Source organism: Pseudoalteromonas sp. UG3-2 (assembly GCF_037120705.1).
Classification (GTDB): Bacteria; Pseudomonadota; Gammaproteobacteria; order Enterobacterales; family Alteromonadaceae; genus Pseudoalteromonas.
In genome coordinates, this window is sequence record NZ_JAWLJU010000001.1 from 425461 (window position 1) to 443686 (window position 18226).

The following is an 18226-nucleotide window of genomic DNA, read 5'->3' on the forward strand; positions in this document are numbered from 1 at the left end:
CTCCTATTCACAGGTCGCGCCAAAGGCGGTTACGCGCAGATGTCGCCAAGTCATAAACAACAGCGCTGCACAAATGAGCACTAACAATGCCAACGACTCAGTGCCACTTAGTAACCACTTGTTCATAAGCCATGCCAATGCTGAGAAAAATAATAATTCAATGGCGCCAACCAGGGCATTGGCAGTGCCGGCTTTTTCTGGGTGCATAATACCTATTAAGTGCATGTAACTGGGAAAGTAAGCACCAAACACCAACATAATTGCAGCATAAGCCATTAGCACAGCATAGGCACTGTCACTGCCACTAAATAGCAGAACCACACTGACAGCCAGCGCCGGCCAAGTCCAAATCACGATATCCAAGTAGCTATGACGTTTTTGTAGTAGCTTGGTTAGGCTGGAGCCGAACAGTAATCCCAGCATGGGTAGCATCATCGCTTGGCCTATTTCTTTGGCATTAAAACCAAACTGTTGTGATAACAAAAAAGGCAGATAAAGCTGTATGGTTAAATACAAAAACGTTGGTAACCATTTCAGCGCAGCCAAAGAAATAAATGAGCGATTGCACAGCAAAGTTTGATATTGGAAAAATAATGCACTGGGCCTTAAGGATACGCTCGCCGTGCTACTTTGCGGCAATACTTTGAGGCCATAAATAACAATCACAACATAGTAGGCAGCCGCAAACCAAGACATGCCGTGCCACCCCACCCAGCTGGATAACAACCCTGCCAAGAATGGACTGCAAATGGCCGTCACACTTACTGACATGGCTAAGGTTGCCATGGCACTTTTCAATTGTGCTCCAGATAAATTTGCCGCCAGCATAGTACGGCCAATTAACACCGGTGCTGCCGCCCCCATCCCTTGCAATACCCGACCAATAAAAAAGGTCTGGGCATTATAGGCCAATGAGCACAACACCGTACCCATAGCCAAAGTGCCCAGGCCGACCAGAAACAGCGGTCTATCGCCGTATTTATCTCGTAATGGCCCAACCAACAGTTGTGTCGCACCCAACGTGGTAAAGTAACTGATCACTGCAGCTTGTGCGAGGCTTGGTGAAAGCGATAAGGAGTGAGTAATGTCAGGCAATACTGGCACGTATATTTGACTCGCCAGTTGCGAGCACGACATTAACAATACCGCTAAAAATACAACCTGAAACACCATCACCTCCTAAGCATCAACAATAAGTTGATCATACTGCCCTTTTAATGTCTGAAAAACAGGGTAATATTTAAAACACTTATTCCTTTTAGGAAACAATAATGGACTGGCTAACGGCAGTAAGAAGTTTTAATACCCTAGTAGAACAAGGGAGCTTTACTAGAGCAGCAGAGGTTGAATCAGTCTCGGCTTCGGCAATGAGCAAACGCATTGACTGGTTGGAAAAGCAATTAGGGCTGAGCTTATTTATTCGTACCACACGTCAGCTAAGTCTTACTGAGGCCGGACAGGCCTTTTTACCCAAAGCGGCATTGTGGTTACAGCAGTTTGATAGTTTGCAAGATCAAGCACAAACATTAAACCAAACGCCAACAGGTAACTTGCGCATTGCCTCTACGCTTGCTGTTGGGAGTACGTTATTAATGCCAATCATTAAAACGTTTTTACAGCAATATCAGCAACTTAATATCCATCTAAATGTGTTAGCTCCTGGCGAGCACCCCGATCTTAACCATGACTTAGTGATCACCCGTTATTATGAGGCGTTTGATTCTGCAGCACATAAAGGCAGTCGGCTCATTGATTATCAAATGCAAGTTTTTGGCGCCCCCCATTATCTTCGCCAACACCCTGCCATTACCACCGTTGCCGACTTAAAACAGCATAAGATGTTGTTAAGTAGTTATTACCATAAATTGGGAGGCATTATTTTGGAAAATAGCGAGGTATTTCAATTTGATAATTACAACTTTGTCTCCGATCAGCTCGATGCCATGCTGAGCGCCGCAGTTCAGGGGTTAGGGCTTATTTTTATTTCACCAGCCTATATTCAAAAAGAGTTGCAACAAGCACTGCTGGTACCTGTACTGCCTCAGTTAAAGTCTGAAACCAAGCAACTCTGGGCCTACTACCCCAAAGCAACTTATACCCCTTATAAAACACAGTTATTTATCGACCACTTAAAGGCCTCATTAAGAGAGTAATAAGCAGTTAAGATGCTGTGGTATTTATTTACTGTTGATGGCGTCTGTTTGGGTAAGACTCACTTGGTGCAAACAGTACATTGATTGACTCCTCCCTTGGCTCATTTACGCTTGGGCACATCGACTTCCAGAGCTCCAAAACAAACAAAAATGAAACACTTAATAAACAAAAACACCAAACACTACCCTCGCGAAAAAAGCTCAATCTAGCCACCTTAAAAATCACTTAAGCAAATAATAAATAAAGAAATAAATCTAAAAAATTGGGCTGTTCCTCGTACTGATTTATGCACCTAAAATGGAAAACCCAGATCTTTTTTCTATTATAACTTTGAGAATTGTTAACTATTGGCCAATTTTGTTTCAAAACCGTTTACAAGGTTAATTATTAACTATAAATATAATAGGAACAACAAGATGAAAAAATCGATTCTAACTTTATCTGTCCTTACAGCATTGAGTATGTCTAACGCTTTTGCACAAGATGCAACGTATCAAGGGGCAGCAGTTGATGCAGAAATCGCAAACACCTGTATTGTTCGATTTAATGATGACATTTCAAAGTTTGATGTCACCGGTAAAGCCAGAGGCATGGTTGCCAGAGCCAATGCCCAAGCTAAACACATTTATAAAAATACCATCAAAGGCATGGCTGTGAACATGAGTTGTGATAAAGCCAAACAAGCATTTGCAGGCGATGATGGCATTATGCGCTTTACCCCAGATGGTAAGGTTTACGCTAACCCAGCCGCCAAAAAAGGCAAGCCTGGTGGCGGCGGCAGTGGACCTCAAGAAACGCCATGGAGTGTAACCCGCGTGGGTGGTCCAGTGGATGGCAGCGGCTACACAGCTTGGGTATTAGACACGGGTATTGATGTCGATCATGCTGATCTGAACGTCGATAGCGGCCGTGGCTTTTCAGCATTTACTAAGGGCAAAGACGCAGGTGTTGATGATGGCAATGGCCATGGCACACACGTTGCCGGTACCATCGGTGCGCTAAATAATGGCATTGACGTAGTAGGTGTCGCCGCAGGTGCCACAGTTGTCCCAGTAAAAGTATTAGACTCGCGCGGTTCTGGCAGCTGGTCAGGGGTGATTGCAGGTATCGATCATGTTGCTGTCAATGCCAACCCGGGTGACTGCGCCAACATGAGTTTGGGTGGTGGGTTTAACCAAGAACTCAATGATGCAGTTGAAAGTGCCGCGCAACAATCAGGTGCATTTTTTGTCGTAGCAGCAGGTAATGAGAGTCAGCATGCGTCGAATGTGTCGCCTGCAAGTGCGTCGCATAATAACGTATATACGATTTCAGCAACTGACTCGAATGATACTTTTGCCAGCTTTTCTAACTATGGCAATCCACCAGTGGACTATGCAGCTCCTGGCGTAAGCATTTTATCTACCCGTAACGGCGGTGGCACCACAACGATGTCGGGTACTTCAATGCCATCACCAGCGGCCTGTGCCGTTATCATGATGCGTAATGGCAACCCGGGCACGGACGGTAAAGCCATCAATGACCCAGATGGCAACGCCGACAGTATTGTTCATCTATAACTTTCGTCCCCCCAAGTGAGGCACCGTTTTGGTGCCTTTTTTCATACTCAAAGACTTAAACACTTCTTTATCGCTAAGAGTCGTTGCTTACAAACAGCATGTTATTGTTCACTATTTATAAAAGGTATTAGGCAACCTAGCGCTTGCCAACTTAACACTGCACTTTACATGTCACATTGTTACTCACTGACAACTTTGGTTACAAATAGCGCTAAAAATCGCTAGGGCTTTTAAGTGGTTATGCTAAGGTAATGGCCAAATAGTAGACACTTCTAAGAAAACCATTACCATGAAGATACAAAGCTATGGCGGCGTCGCTGCTGTTACTCTGGCAATAACCTATTTATTTGGGTTTGTGTTATTTTTTGCGGTATTAGACAGCAGTCAATACGATACACCTGAAGGCTACTTAAGCTACTTTATCGCGCAACGTGACACCTTTTTTATGGGTTATATCGTTATTGGCATTATTTTCAGCTTTGCTTTACTGCTGCTAGTTCAAGCAATATATCGAAGGTTTCAAAGTTTAACCCCAAATTTAAGTCATTACACTGCTGCGGTAGGTTATATATGGGCTGCAATAGTATTATCCAGCACCATGATTTTCCTTAGCAGCATTAGCGCTATTGCCAAATTTCATGGCAGCGATCCGGAACAGGCTCTGGTTATCAACCGCACCATATCGATTGTGGTAGACGCCCTTGGTGGTGGAATTGAGTTGGTTGGGGCGGTGTGGGTTCTGGCAATTAGCTATGCCGGGATCAAGCACCGGGTTTGGCCTAAACTGCTGCATTTTTGGGGTGTATTAGTTGGCGTCGCAGGCGTACTAACCTTGTTTTCTGGATTATCCTTTCTCACCGATAACCCTTTCTTTGGCGTCACCACGGCCATTTTTGGCCTTGGCCAAATTGTTTGGTTTATTGCTCTTGGGATCGCGATGCTAAAAGAGCAAAAGCAAGCTTAAAATAACCCGTTTCAGGCCTTAACCCGCTTGCTGTTAAGCGGGCTAAGTGGCCAACAGTTCGAGCATTTTAGCAACAGAATCTGCATCAACTCCTCATTATTAAGTGCATATATGTAGTCTTCTACTGCTGAGCAATCGATTTCATCTCTCATATCCACAAAACTCGCCCACAAGGTTAACTCATCGGCATCAATCACACCTTGTTGATACTTTTGCAGCACCTGAGCCAAGTCTACTTTAGTCAATGTCAGAGCCACAAGCTCTGGGTCACTCAATAAAACAGTTAATGCTTGCTCTTTGTGAGAACCAAAAGTGACATACTCAACTAGCGCCCGTTGTTTATTCATAGTGCTTAGCCCACATTACCATCTTTAGTTGGTGTAAATCGCTGCAACAATAGCGCGTTACTGATCACCAGTAAACTACTGGCAGCCATGGCGGCGCCGGCAAAAATTGGGTTTAAATACCCCATTGCCGCTAGTGGTAAGCCAATAATATTAAAAATAAACGCCCAAAATAGATTTTGTTTAATTTTGCGATAGGTTAGCTTTGCCATATTTAAAGCGGCAGGAACTAGGCTTGGCTCTCCTCGCATTAATGTCAGGGCAGCGGCATTAACTGCCACTTCCGTTCCTGTCGCCATCGCGATACCGAGATCCGCTTGCGCTAGTGCCGGCGCATCATTAATACCATCCCCCACCATGGCAACACGAAAGCCTTGGCGCTGGGCCTGTGAAATGTAATCTGACTTATCTTTAGGTAATACCTGAGCTTGAAAATCATCTAATGCTAATTGTTCAGCGCAATACTCAGCACTGTCTTGGCTATCGCCGGTTAACATGGCGACTTTAATGTTTTGTTGTTGCAGTCTCTTAACTGCACTCTTGGCATTAGGCTTTAACGCATCAGTAAAACAAAATAACGCCAACAATTGGTAATCGTCCTCGGTTTCGCTTAAGAGCCAAGACACTGAAGCGCCACGATGAGACGATTTATACTCCGGCAGTGTTTGACCCAAAGACTGCATCCAATGACTACTGCCAAGGTAATATCTAACCCCGGCATAGTCTGCAGTCACTCCCTTACCTGCAACCACCTTGAAGTTGTCAACCGTTAGGGTATCTAAACCTTGTTGCTGTGCTTTTTCCATCACCGCTTTAGCCAAGGGGTGCTCACTGTCTTTTTGAATAGCAGCAGCAAGCTGCAAAACGCGATCTTGCGAAGTCGCATAAGTCTGGATATCTGTGAGCTTGGGCTTTCCTTCAGTTAGGGTGCCGGTTTTATCAAAAATCACCATATCAATGTGGGTTGCTTGTTCAAGTGCTTCGGCATCTTTGACCAAAATTCCAAAGCGAGCTGCAGTGCCGGTTCCTGCCATAATAGCAGCCGGTGTTGCTAATCCAAGCGCACAAGGACAGGCGATCACCAACACAGCGACAGCATTAAGCACCCCTTGCGTCCAATCTTGGTAACCTAGCCCCCAAGCAAGTAGGGTTAAAAGTGCAATCACCAGTACCGCTGGTACAAATATCGCACTGACCTTATCAACCAGCGCTTGCACCGGTGCTTTTGCCCCTTGCGCTTGCTCTACTAAGCGAATGATTTTTGCAAGTGTGGACTCTGCCCCTATCCCCGTAGCTTCGATTTCAATCACCCCATCTAGATTCACTGAACCACCAGTGACTGTGTCTGCCGCGCTTTTTTCAACCGGAATGCTTTCTCCGCTGATCAAGGCCTCATCGACATGGGACTGGCCACTGGTTATTTTGCCATCAACCGCTATTCTGTCGCCAGGTTTAACTCTTAAGCGCTCACCTTGCTTGACCGAAGCTGCTGATACACTTTGCCACTGCTCATTTCGCCACACGGTTGCCGTGGTAGGTCTTAGGCTTTCTAATGCTTTGAGTGCACTGGTGGTTCGTTTTTTTGCGCGCTGCTCAAGGTACTTGCCCAATAACACTAAGCTCAATACTGCGGCACTGCTTTCAAAATAAAGGTGCGGCGTAGCTTGGCTGCTAGAAGCCGCCCACCAAGCATAAAGCGATAGACCATACGCAGCAGTGGTACCAATAGCAACCAACAAATCCATGTTACCCGTTCTCGCTTTTACAGCACCCCAAGCACCACGATAAAAACGCGCACCAAAGTAAAATTGCACAGGAGTTGCTAAGGCCCATTGCAACCAAGGTGGTAACATCCACTGGTATCCCAATACCATTGCCAACATCGGCACCACCATAGGCAGTGTTAACAGTAACGAGGCAGCAGCCGGGAAAGCGTTGTGCTGATAAAAAGCCCTGTTTACTGGAGTAGAATTATTTTCAGTAGGGTCTGGCTGGTTGCCTAGCTGGTAGCCGGCTTGCTTGAGTACCTCGGCCACTTGCTGCTCACTGATATCACTTACTTGAGTGATAAATAACATTTCGGTGGCTAGGTTTACTTGTGCATTTAGTACTTCTGGCAAGGTAATTACCACCGCTTCGATACGATCAACGCACGAACTGCAGCTTAACCCTCGTAGTTGATAACTGACTTGTTGCGTCCTAATTTGGTAGCCGGCATCGGCCATTGCATCTACTACACTTGCCGTGTCCACATCGCCGCACACCATGACCGATTCGAGGGCTAAATTCGCACTGACAGAGTCAACGCCTGCTACCTGCGTTAACGCTGTTTCTATCCGTCCTACGCAAGAGGCACAGGACATCCCCTCCACACTCAAAGTTAACCTACTGGTCATGATTATTATCCTTCGCACTTGCTCTTGATATCACTTTAGTACTTAACAGCATGAAAAAGCTACCTAAAAAGCTAGCCTTCGCCCCTTTCATAAGGAGCGAATAATATACTCTTCGCGTTTGGGTTGTAGTTTTTCAGCACACGAATAAAGGGCTCAAACCAAGCATACAATTAATGGAAATATGTGAATAAATAGGTTAAAGCAGCTATGGCAATAACCCCAACTAGGGTTACTAAACCCAAATATCATTGAGTAAGTACTCAAGGCTAATCCCCACTGCAATGAAAATTACGGATACCTCAATGTATTGTGCCACCATTAATCCAGTCAAGAAATCGGTGCGTTTGCAATATGGGCCATGATTGCAAGCATAGTTTAGTGCTTACCAATCAGTATAAATAGTGCAAAAATCAACTAACCGATTCTTAATATGCCCTGATATTTACCACCGTTCAAAGTTTGAACCATATTTTCTTGAACAGGGCTTTTAACAAGGTAAAAAAACACTAAAAATTTACATACAAGAAACAAAGAACACAATTACTTAAGCAGTTTAAAAATTATCTTGCCTGAAGATCACACCACAAAAAATACAAGCAACTGTTTTATATTGATAAAAAAAATATCACAACCAACATCCATAGAATAAACACACTTTTTGTAAATTTTTTTTGTATTTTTTGTTTATTTTTTACACTTTCGTTCTATGCTATTTGTTACCAACTGCAATTATGCACCATGCTCTCAGTCTGCTTTCACCAATAACAGTAAACAAACTCGGTGAAGCATCTACTACAGTGACTGAGGTGCAAATTAACGTTGGTGGATGCAACTAAATAACACAACATGTAAAGGAAACTAACATGCGAAAACTAAGTGCAATTAGCTTTGCTGTAATGGCGGGCATAGGCGCAACTAACGTAAGTGCTGCCGAAGTTTTAATGGCAAATGATCAAAGTAAAGCAATTAAAGACCAATATATTGTCGTTTTTGATACTCCTGCAGTATTGAACGCAGGAGATGGTAATGCCATTGCAAACTACGCTTCAACTCAAGCTAGAACACTGCAGTCGCAATATAATATAGCAGTTACCAAAGGGTTTAACGGCGTACTTAATGGCGTTGTAATCAAGGCAGATGCGACACAATTAAAGCAGTTAAGTAAGAACTCAAACATCAAATACATTGAGCAAGACCAAGTAGTAACGGTTACGCCACCAATGACAACTGCAGGCGATCAAGCCAGTCCTACCTGGGGCATCGACCGCGTCGATCAGCGTAGTTTACCACTGGACTCAAATTACCATTATGACTTCGATGGCTCAGGTGTCACCGCTTATGTTATTGATACCGGTGTACGTATTACCCACAGTGAGTTTGGTAACCGTGCTAGTCATGGCTATGACTTTGTCGACAACGACAATGATGCCACTGACTGTAATGGTCATGGCACACACGTAGCAGGTACTATCGGTGGCAGCGCCTATGGTGTAGCTAAAAACGTTAACATTGTTGGTGTCAGAGTATTGGGTTGCAATGGCTCTGGTTCATTTTCCGGCGTTATCTCTGGTATAGACTGGGTGAAAAACAACGCTTCAGGCCCATCGGTTGCCAATATGAGCTTAGGTGGTGGTGCTTCACAGTCTGTGGATGATGCTGTAAATAATGCAGTTGCTGCCGGTGTGAGCTTTGTTGTGGCTGCTGGTAATGATAATAGCAATGCCTGTAACTATTCACCTGCGCGTGCAGCCGATGCCATTACGGTAGGCTCAACCACCAGCAGCGACTCTCGCTCAAGCTTCTCTAACTATGGTAGTTGTCTTGATATCTATGCACCAGGCTCAAGCATTACCTCTGCATGGTACAATTCTGACAGTTCAACCAATACCATCAGTGGCACATCGATGGCGGCACCACACGTTGCAGGCGCTGTAGCACTGTACCTTGATGAAGATCCAAGCTTAAGTCCTGCACAAGTTGACGTTCTTTTAGGCAACCGTGCATCGAGCGGTAAAGTGTCGGATGCTAAAAGTGGCTCACCGAACGAGTTACTCTTTACTCTTGCCGACGGCAGCGATCCAGGCCCAGATCCTGATCCAGTAGAGGAGCTAACTAATGGTCAGGGCGTGAGTGCATCAGGCGCTAATGGCGAGCAGTCTTTTTACAAACTTGCCGTTCCTCAAGGCGCGGCGTCACTGAACTTCTCTATTGCCGGCGGAACGGGTGATGCAGACCTGTATGTTAAGCAAGGAAGCCAACCTACGCTAAACAGCTATGACTGTAGACCATTCGTTAGCGGCAATAATGAGTCTTGTGACTTTAGCAACCCTGCAGCAGGAGACTGGTATGTGATGCTCAATGGCTATTCAGCCTACTCAGGCACTACCTTAACAGGCACTTACAGCACCGATCCTGGCGGCTGTGGTAGTAACTGTTTAGAAAATGGTGTACCGGTAGATAACCTAGCTGGTAACACTGGCGATGAGCTGGTTTATACCATTGATGTGCCAGCGAACAGTAATCTGAGTGTGTCTATTTCTGGCGGTTCGGGTGATGCTGATTTATACGTGAGAGCAGGTGCAGAGCCAACCACTTCAACCTATGATTGCCGTCCGTTCCTTAACGGTAATAATGAAAGCTGTAGTTTAAGCGTGAGCCAAAATGCAACTTATTACATCAAGCTACGCGGATATTCTAGCTTCTCAGGTGTTAGCTTGGTAGCAAGTTATTAATCGCACACAATTACAAATAAATCTCATTTAGCTTGGGGTTTGTTGCAAAACACAGTAAAGTGGTGGCCAGTTATTGGCAACCACTTTTTTTATGAGCATTGTCTTAGACCTACACAGTCAGTTACTACGTCAGGACTTTTACAACCACACAGGGGCAGATGAGCAACATACAGAAATACCTTTGGTGGCTACCAGTGTATCTATGGTGCAGCTTAACGGCATTATTTACCATAGAGATCAACAAGGTGCAAAGCAGCTGCCTGATGATTATGGCAGTCTTATTTTACTCAACCAAGGCAGTGGTTGGTGGCTCACGGAACAAACAACGGTCCCCGCATCAAACGCCCAACTGGTTTTTATTGCCGCAGGTAAGCCTCATGTGTTTCACCATCCTAGCCAATATCAAGCGATAAGCTTTAACTTTCCAATTAACTGGTTACAACGTCACACTGGTGTGTGCCTGCAGCACGGTCAAACTCTACCTAGCAATAAGGAGCTAATCTCTCTGTTGTTAAAGGTGATCCACGCCAACAGCCTAGGCAAGACAACTCGTGTTATGCTCGAGCAACAAATAGTGCAGTGTTTAACACCCCAACTGTTGCTCTCTATACAACCAAAACCGTTGTTAGAACTGCAACTTATCATGCAACAACATGGGTGTAATGAGGAATTTACTATTGCCGCCTTAGCCGACTATTCAGGTTGGTCGAAACGCTATATTCATAAGTTATTTGGTAACGCTGAAACAAGCGCCGCTGAATACCTTATTCGCGTTAGGTTAAGCCATGCATACTTTGAATTATTAACAGGCACAGCGTCTTTAAACCAAGTCGCCATCAATGCTGGATTTAAAACCCAAGCACACTTCAGCCGCCGCTTTAAGCAACTGTTTCAACTTTCACCTAAAGAAATATCACGTCGAGTGCACGCTTAGACAAAACTGAATAGATAATAAACCCTATAATGCGAATCAATCGTATTAACTTTAACGGGATGATTATGAAACTGAATGCGCTCTACGCTGCAATAGGCTTGGCACTGTTTGCTCAATCCACGCAAGCGAATGAAAACGATAACTTAGAACATATTGAAGTACAGGGTTCAGATTACCGTAGTACCGGTACTAAGTCTTCACTGCCGCCAATGGCAGCGCCGTTTTCTATTTCTCATATCGACCAAGAAATGCTGCAGCTTCGTCAAGCCGACAGCGTGAATGCAGCACTGCGTTATGTTTCTGGTATTACTCCCGAAAGCCGCAGTACTGTGACCATCTTTGATCAGTACACCATTCGTGGCTTTGAATCGTATCGTAATTACTATGATGGCCTAGAGTTGCAATCCAATGGCTTATGGAATTTATACCCGCAAGTGGACGCCTTCGCCACGCAAAGTGTTGAAGTATTAAAAGGCCCAGCTTCAGTGCTGTATGGCTCTACCCCTCCAGGTGGCATGGTCAATCAAATAGCTAAGCTTGCTAATGGTGAAGAACAAACCCATCTGCGCTTACGAGTGGGTAGCCGTTCATTGCAAGAGCTTGGCATTGATCATGGTGGTAACCTGAGCGACTCCCTAAGCTATCGAGCCATAGCCTTAACGCGCAGCAGCGACGGTCAACAACACACCACCGAGGAAGAGCGAACGCTTTTCGCCCCTTCTGTGCGCTGGCAACCAAGCGCGGCAACGTCCCTTACCGCAAACATTTACTATCAAGACGATCCGAAATCCATTCCTTCAACACCGCTTCACAGCATTGGCACACTCACTGAAGCCAGCTATGGCTACCTAGACGCCGATGCTTTTGCCGGCGATAGTAAGTGGGCTAATTTTGATAAAACAGTATTGATGACCGGCATTAAGCTCGAACACCAATTAAACCAACATATGTCATTTTACAGTAATTGGCGTTATACCGATGCTGAAGGACTGCAGCGCAATACTTACAATCAAAACTTACTGCCAGACAGTGAGTCAGTGCTAGCTCGCTCAGCTTACATGACCGATGAATCGCAACACGGCTATGTGCTTGATAACCAATTTACCAGTCAGTTTAGTCTTGGTGCCAGTGAACATCGTCTTCTGTTTGGCTTTGAATACAAAACTCTCAGCTCAGATGTTCGCTATGGCGACACCTTAGGCACGAATACACCGACCATTGATCTTGCAGCACCTAACTTTGATGCATTCGATATTGCTGCACTGCCACTGGATTTTTATACTGAAGTCCATGATATTGAACAAAGTAACCGTGCTTTATATATCCAAGATGAGATCCAGTTAGCAAACTTAACGGTGCTAGCGGGTCTGCGATACGATAACTTCAACAGTGATGTGACGACTGATAATAATTACGCTGGCACTGAGTACGGTAGCCAATCAGAAATAGACGATAGCCAAGTAAGTGGCCGCATAGCCGCTTTATATCAGTTTAGCTCAGGCTGGCGTCCATACGTAAGTTACAGTGAGTCTTTTGAGCCCGTTGCCGGCCAAGACAGTGAAACACAACAAGCGTTTGAGCCTACCGAAGCACAGCAGTGGGAGCTGGGGGTGAAATATCAATCCAACGACACTCGCCTTACGGTGGCGCTGTTCGATCTCACCAAAAAGAATGAGATCATTAACTCGGCAGACTTTATTAGCAAAACCCAAGCAGGCGAAATTCAGTCCAAAGGGATTGAACTTGAAGCCGCTCATACACTCAATAGCCAAGTTGAAGTACTGTTTAACGCCACGCACCTTGATCAAGAGGTGACAAAGCAAAAGCTTGATCCTGCCTTAGTGGGTAAACGCTTAGTGTGGGTGGCAGACAACACCGCTTCATTTTGGCTCAGCTACTTACCTGAACAGCTTGATGCCTTACAGCTAAGTTTTGGAGCCCGTTATGTTGGTGAAAGTTATGTTGGCAAATACAACAGCGATATTGTGCCTTCCTACACCCTGCTTGATGTTGCGGTTGATTACCAACTAAACGCCAACGCTAACATCACCTTTAGTGTCAGTAACGTCACCGATAAGCGCTATGTCGGTGCTTGTTATGATGCCAGTAACTGCTGGATGGGTGCTGAGCGTAAAGCAGACCTGGGTTTGCAATACCGCTTTTAATCTCTCATACCAATTCGCTTAATTAAGTGGTCTATTTGAGGCAAGAAAATTCTATCGATAACAAGGCGAAAATTTTGCTATTTAGTTGTTCTAAATGAGAAATTTTTAACGCAGTTAGCGTCGAATTTGCTCCCTTAAATTGATCAAGTATTAATGCGGATTGGTATCACTTTCAGGTGGCAAACCTGCCACCTCATTTTGCATATTGAGGCTGCCAGCCATGGCGCCTCTTTTGTACTTTAGGGGAAGTCATGCGTAAAACAATTTTTAAATGGCACAGTGTCATGGCGCTCATCGCCTTGTTACCGCTGGCGATTATGTCAGTCACCGGAAGCATGCTGGTGTTCAAGTTTGAAATCGACAGCCTATTGATGCCCGAGCAAGCAACGTTAAGCTACCAAACTTTACCCGAGCGGAAGCCGATGACCACCTTAGTCGATTATGTTGCTACCTCCCACCCAAATTATGAGATCGGCAGCTGGGAAATCTTCGATGATGGCTACGAAGCCGATCGAGTCTATTTGCTAAAGCATGGCACCGATACGTGGTACAAAACTTACTTGGACCCATACGCAGGCAAGATGCTCAGCGAACCTGTTGGTATTCATTCTGATTTTACTGACTTTATACTGCACTTACACTACACCCTGTTACTCGATGATATCAGTGACACCTTTCCACATTTAGGCTTAGTGATTGGCTTAGTTGTGGCTATTTTATTTACCCTTTTAGGCATCTCAGGGCTTATCATTTATCGTCGTTTTTGGCGTCGACTTTTTAGCTTCAGACGCGCCGCGCCAAGGCTGATAGTAATGAGTGAACTGCATAAGTTGGTGGGAGTTTGGAGCTCACCAGTATTGCTCGCACTGGGGATCACCGGGGTCTACTTCAATGCGGTTGAGTATTATCATGAAGCCTTCGAGCACCACGAGGAGGAACATCATATTGTTCGCACAGCGATGTTCAATCATCAACTGAATTTTGATGCCATGATGACGCAAAGCCATGAGGCAATTACTGGCTTTAAACCTACCTATTGGTTATTCCCGTTTGAGCCAGAGCAAAGCAATATCACCATTTTTGGTAGTGTTGATGACGCCAACCCCTTTATCAGTAACTATGCAGCCACGGTGAGCTTTGATGCCCAAACTGGCGCTCACACCTACAGTTATGATATCCGCGAAGCGTCAACACTCGATAGAGTGATAGACAGCTTTAGAAAGCTGCACTTCGGTCATTTTGCCGGGCTTACCAGTAAAGTAATTTGGTGCATTATGGGCCTAGCTCCAGTGCTACTGGGCTTAACTGGGCTTTATATGTGGTGGCAACGACGCCGTAAAAAACGCCGCAGTAGAGCCAATCGCAGCCAAAGAGTTCAGGCTTATACATAGCGATTCCGATTACTAGTTGCACATTGACCACCCAACTCGTTATCCTCAACAGTGAGACACTTGGTCAAAAGGACAGCAAATGAAACAACTTGGATTAATTGGGGGCATGAGCTGGGAGTCAACACAGTGTTACTACCAGCTGTTAAATCAAACGGTTAAAAATGAGCTTGGCGGTCTACACAGCGCCAAGCTCTGTTTGTACAGCGTTGACTTTGCCGAGATAGCCAAGCTTCAAGCCGAAGGTGACTGGCAAGCAATGACGGTGATACTCACTGAAGCAGCAAACGCCTTAAAACGTGCCGGCGCCGAAGCATTAGTTATCTGTACTAATACCATGCACAAAATCGCCCCTGCTATTAGCGCTAACACCGGGTTGCCGATCCTTCATATTGCCGATGCCACCGCCCAGCAACTAAAGCGCGATGGAGTGGACCAAGTGGCATTGTTGGGTACTCAATTTACCATGCAACAGGATTTTTATAAGGCACGGCTGAAAAATCTGCACGGTATTGAGGTGATCACACCTTACGCCAACCAGCAAAAACACATTCATGAGATCATTTATCAAGAGCTTTGCCAAGGTGAAATGAAAGCCAGCTCCAGAGACATCTATCTGAATATAATCGACGACCTGACTCATCGAGGGGCTAAGGGGATTATTTTAGGCTGCACAGAAATTGGCTTGCTAGTACAACCACAGCACACCACTGCGCCATTGTATGATACGGCAGCACTTCATGCCAAAGCGGCAGTAAAATGGGCATTAGGTGATACTTCTGGTTTTATTTTTAACTAAAGGCTAGAGCCCGCTCTGTTTGTAGATTAACAAGGAGAAAGGGCTGTGCTCTTTCACCTCTAATTGCTAAAACTGATAGCCGAAATGTATGCCAAATAGGGCTTTGGTCTTAATTTCATCTCGTCTTCCAAATAAACCGGCATCATCTTCCCTTCTAACCCCCGCACTTGCTCCCCAAGTCCAACTTGGGCTATCAACCCCCTGCGTATAGTAATTATAAGTTAATGCCGCAAAGCCATCTTCACTAGTAAGTACTTCGGAGCCAGCTGTTACACCTACTAAGTGCTTTTTATCAGTACTTAGTGCATATTGATAGCCTACAGCCCCACCCACAACGCCTAGCGAAGCAAAGGTGACATGGTTTTCAGAAACATGAGCATACTTCACGCCCACCATTCCGCCATACTGATACCCCGACCCTACACTGATATCCGCATAACTTGTATTTGCCGCCAACAAGGTCATTACAATTGCCAATAATTTAATATGCTTATGCAAAATTGATCCCTTAAAAACTCATCAACAGAATAGGAACAAACATACTAAGTTAACCTTAAATTCATTGCTAGATTTAAACTTCGTTATTTTTGATAAACTAAAGTTCCATATATAGCCACATTGAAGTATTGAGAAATTGTTGCCGATGTCCTAGGATAAATTGAACTAATTTATTAATGAACAAAGGATTTCCATGCTACAACAGTATGATGAATATAAAGTGATCCATGTGGTCGAAGGTGGCTGTGGTACGTTGTTGCTGGGTTCCAGTGGCTTGCCGCTAAAAAAGCTTGAAGCAACGCTCAATATGGAAGCCCAAGACGGATGGCAGCTGGTATTTCAAGTGATCGAAAACAAACGTTTTTGGCTATTTTGGAATCGCGAAGCGGTGATCTTAACTCTAGGACGCAAGCGTGGTTAAAACCTGGGTACTTAAGGCAATTCGCCGCTACCAGCGCCGTGGTGGCGCTGCAGCTCACTTTAATTTAAGCTGTAATTTTACTCCTTCATGTTCAGAATACACCTTTCAGGCGATAGCCAAGTATGGCCTGTTTAAAGGAGTTAAACTTAGCTTTGAACGTATTAAACGCTGTAATGATCCTGACTGCATTACGATAAAATCGGATCCTCTGCCTTAGGAGTGGATATGGATGAGCACACCTTAAGCCAGCAAGAAGAAGCAATTCGCGAAGAAGTGGCGCGGCTGTCACCAACCCTACGTAAACAATATTACCAGCTGGAAACTGAGTTACTCAAAGATCCAGATACCTACGCGGTGCTGAACTATTTTTTTGCCGCAGGACTGCATCACTTTTACTTAGGTAAAACCATGCGGGGGATGTTCAATTTGCTGTTGATGTTGGTTGGTTTGGCGTTACTGCCTTTTTATGGCTGGGTATTAATCGTATTAGTATTGTTAATTGAATTACCTCAACTCTTTCAAAGCCAAGCCATTGTTAGGCAACACAATATTGATGCCATGCGCCAAGTGTTAAGGGAAATGAATACACGGCAGAGCGAAAAGCATCAGCGGCTTTAGCTCGTTGCGAAATGAAATAGAGCAAGCCCTTAAGCTTGCTCTTTACGCTCTATTTAACGTGCTAAAGCAAGAATTTCTTTTACTTTTGCCAAGTCGATGTCGCCATGCTCACCTAAGGCCGTTAAGCCATTCTTTTCAAGGTTTGCCACCACTTCAACAATGGCTTGCTCACCGAGGTCATAATCCGCTAAACGAGTTTTCACTGCCATGGACTCAAAGAAGTCCTGTACTGCTTTAATCGTTTTATCGATTTGCTCGGCTTGATCAGCCAGGCTTAAGTCAAATACGCGCTCACCAAGCTGGACGATTTTCTTAGCTTTTTGCTCTTTTTGCACATACATCAGCGCGGGCAAAACAATGGCGAGCGTTTGCGCGTGGTCAAGGTTATACAAAGCAGTGAGCTCATGACCAATCATATGCGTAGACCAATCTTGTGGTACGCCTTTACCAATTAAGCCATTAAGAGCCATCGTGGCTGACCACATGACATTGGCTCGCACATCGTAGTTTTCTGGCTCGGCTAACGCTTTTGGCCCTTCTACGATCAAGGTTTGCAAGATACCCTCGGCAAATCTATCTTGTAGGGGCGCATTCACGGGATAGGTTAAGTACTGTTCAATCACATGAACAAACGCATCAACCACCCCATTACTAATTTGTTTTTCTGGTAATGAGTATGTGTATTCAGGGTCGAGGACTGCAAACTGTGGCTGTACCGTCTCGCTAGAAAAGGCGCGCTTTTGCGCTGTTTCTTTCTTGGTGACTACTGAGTTACCGTTACTTTCAGAGCCTGTCGCAGGAAGCGTTAACACCGCACCAATTGGCAGAGGATCGCTGAACTCAGCCTCGTTGACCAAAATATCCCAAGGTTCGCCGGCAAAGTTATAGGCAGACGCAACAAACTTGGCGCCATCAATAACGCTGCCACCGCCCACTGCTAAAATAAAGTTCACGCCATTGTCTTTAGCACTTGTGACAGCTTGCATCAGTGTTTCGTAGGTTGGATTTGGTTCAACTCCGCCAAATTCAATCACTTCTACGTCCGCCAATGCCGTCATCGCTTGGTCGTAAACGCCGTTCTTTTTAATAGAACCACCACCGTAAAGTAATAGCACTTTTGCGTTTTGCGGTAAGCGTGATGAGATCTCGCTGATTTGACCCTTACCAAATAAAATTTCGGTTTGGTTTTTAAATGTAAAATTGAGCATCTGCTTTCCTTTTTCGGTTCGGTCGATAGGGATTTAATTTAATGGC

At 44.9% G+C, this 18226-nt stretch carries 16 protein-coding genes; 11 read left to right on the plus strand and 5 right to left on the minus strand.

Annotated elements, in window-relative coordinates; genetic code table 11:
* Positions 1 to 3: 3 nt before the first annotated feature.
* Positions 4 to 1173 carry an MFS transporter gene (locus R3P39_RS01645; protein ID WP_442962075.1) on the minus strand — a complete coding sequence of 390 codons (1170 nt, stop codon included), beginning with the start codon at positions 1171 to 1173 and terminating at the stop codon, positions 4 to 6.
* A 98-nt stretch (positions 1174 to 1271) separates the two neighbouring features.
* On the opposite strand from R3P39_RS01645, the gene R3P39_RS01650 reads away from it, so the two are divergent.
* From R3P39_RS01650 to R3P39_RS01660, 3 genes are all read left to right on the plus strand, one after another.
* A complete protein-coding gene (locus tag R3P39_RS01650; protein ID WP_336565272.1) occupies positions 1272 to 2153 on the plus strand; it encodes a LysR family transcriptional regulator in 882 nt (293 codons plus the stop codon).
* Positions 2154 to 2570: 417 nt separating this feature from the next.
* Entirely contained in the window at positions 2571 to 3713 is a 1143-nt protein-coding gene (locus R3P39_RS01655; protein ID WP_336565273.1) for a S8 family serine peptidase, read from the plus strand.
* 289 nt (positions 3714 to 4002) lie between these two features.
* A complete protein-coding gene (locus R3P39_RS01660) occupies positions 4003 to 4677 on the plus strand; it encodes a DUF4386 family protein (RefSeq protein ID WP_336565274.1) in 675 nt (224 codons plus the stop codon).
* 11 nt (positions 4678 to 4688) lie between these two features.
* Here the strand turns inward: R3P39_RS01660 and R3P39_RS01665 are convergent, their stop codons facing one another.
* Both R3P39_RS01665 and R3P39_RS01670 read right to left on the minus strand, forming a co-directional pair.
* Positions 4689 to 5024, minus strand: coding sequence for a hypothetical protein (locus R3P39_RS01665; RefSeq protein WP_336565275.1), 336 nt, complete (start codon positions 5022 to 5024; stop codon positions 4689 to 4691).
* A gap of 5 nt (positions 5025 to 5029) precedes the next feature.
* Positions 5030 to 7417 (minus strand): heavy metal translocating P-type ATPase, encoded by a 2388-nt coding sequence (locus R3P39_RS01670; RefSeq protein WP_336565276.1) that lies wholly within the window; start codon positions 7415 to 7417, stop codon positions 5030 to 5032.
* An 863-nt stretch (positions 7418 to 8280) separates the two neighbouring features.
* Between R3P39_RS01670 and R3P39_RS01675 the strand changes: the two genes are divergently transcribed.
* From R3P39_RS01675 to R3P39_RS01695, 5 genes are all read left to right on the plus strand, one after another.
* Entirely contained in the window at positions 8281 to 10149 is a 1869-nt protein-coding gene (locus R3P39_RS01675) for a S8 family peptidase (protein WP_336565277.1), read from the plus strand.
* Between the two features lie 91 nt (positions 10150 to 10240).
* On the plus strand, positions 10241 to 11083 hold the full coding sequence (locus R3P39_RS01680; RefSeq protein WP_336565278.1) for a helix-turn-helix transcriptional regulator: 843 nt from the start codon (positions 10241 to 10243) through the stop codon (positions 11081 to 11083).
* Between the two features lie 65 nt (positions 11084 to 11148).
* Complete coding sequence (locus tag R3P39_RS01685; protein ID WP_336565279.1) at positions 11149 to 13248, plus strand: TonB-dependent siderophore receptor; 2100 nt, start codon at positions 11149 to 11151, stop codon at positions 13246 to 13248.
* Between the two features lie 251 nt (positions 13249 to 13499).
* On the plus strand, positions 13500 to 14639 hold the full coding sequence (locus R3P39_RS01690; protein WP_336565280.1) for a PepSY-associated TM helix domain-containing protein: 1140 nt from the start codon (positions 13500 to 13502) through the stop codon (positions 14637 to 14639).
* Between the two features lie 79 nt (positions 14640 to 14718).
* Entirely contained in the window at positions 14719 to 15435 is a 717-nt protein-coding gene (locus R3P39_RS01695) for an aspartate/glutamate racemase family protein (protein ID WP_336565281.1), read from the plus strand.
* A gap of 66 nt (positions 15436 to 15501) precedes the next feature.
* Here R3P39_RS01695 and R3P39_RS01700 read toward each other — a convergent pair whose 3' ends face one another.
* Entirely contained in the window at positions 15502 to 15933 is a 432-nt protein-coding gene (locus tag R3P39_RS01700; protein ID WP_336565282.1) for a hypothetical protein, read from the minus strand.
* Positions 15934 to 16126: 193 nt separating this feature from the next.
* Here R3P39_RS01700 and R3P39_RS01705 point away from each other — a divergent pair, with 193 nt between their 5' ends.
* The 3 genes from R3P39_RS01705 to R3P39_RS01715 are packed head-to-tail and all read left to right on the plus strand — an operon-like array spanning position 16127 to position 16972.
* The gene (locus tag R3P39_RS01705) at positions 16127 to 16354 is read left to right on the plus strand and encodes a DUF4177 domain-containing protein (protein WP_336565283.1); all 228 of its coding nucleotides are present in this window, start codon (positions 16127 to 16129) and stop codon (positions 16352 to 16354) included.
* Positions 16347 to 16571 (plus strand): membrane protein insertion efficiency factor YidD, encoded by a 225-nt coding sequence (yidD, locus tag R3P39_RS01710; RefSeq protein WP_336565284.1) that lies wholly within the window; start codon positions 16347 to 16349, stop codon positions 16569 to 16571. The genes R3P39_RS01705 and yidD overlap by 8 nt, the downstream gene beginning before the upstream one ends.
* Before the next feature lie 8 nt (positions 16572 to 16579).
* Entirely contained in the window at positions 16580 to 16972 is a 393-nt protein-coding gene (locus R3P39_RS01715) for a TM2 domain-containing protein (protein WP_336565285.1), read from the plus strand.
* A 53-nt stretch (positions 16973 to 17025) separates the two neighbouring features.
* Here the strand turns inward: R3P39_RS01715 and R3P39_RS01720 are convergent, their stop codons facing one another.
* Positions 17026 to 18180: an iron-containing alcohol dehydrogenase gene (locus R3P39_RS01720; RefSeq protein WP_336565286.1), complete on the minus strand. Its 1155-nt coding sequence runs from the start codon at positions 18178 to 18180 to the stop codon at positions 17026 to 17028.
* Positions 18181 to 18226: the final 46 nt, after the last annotated feature.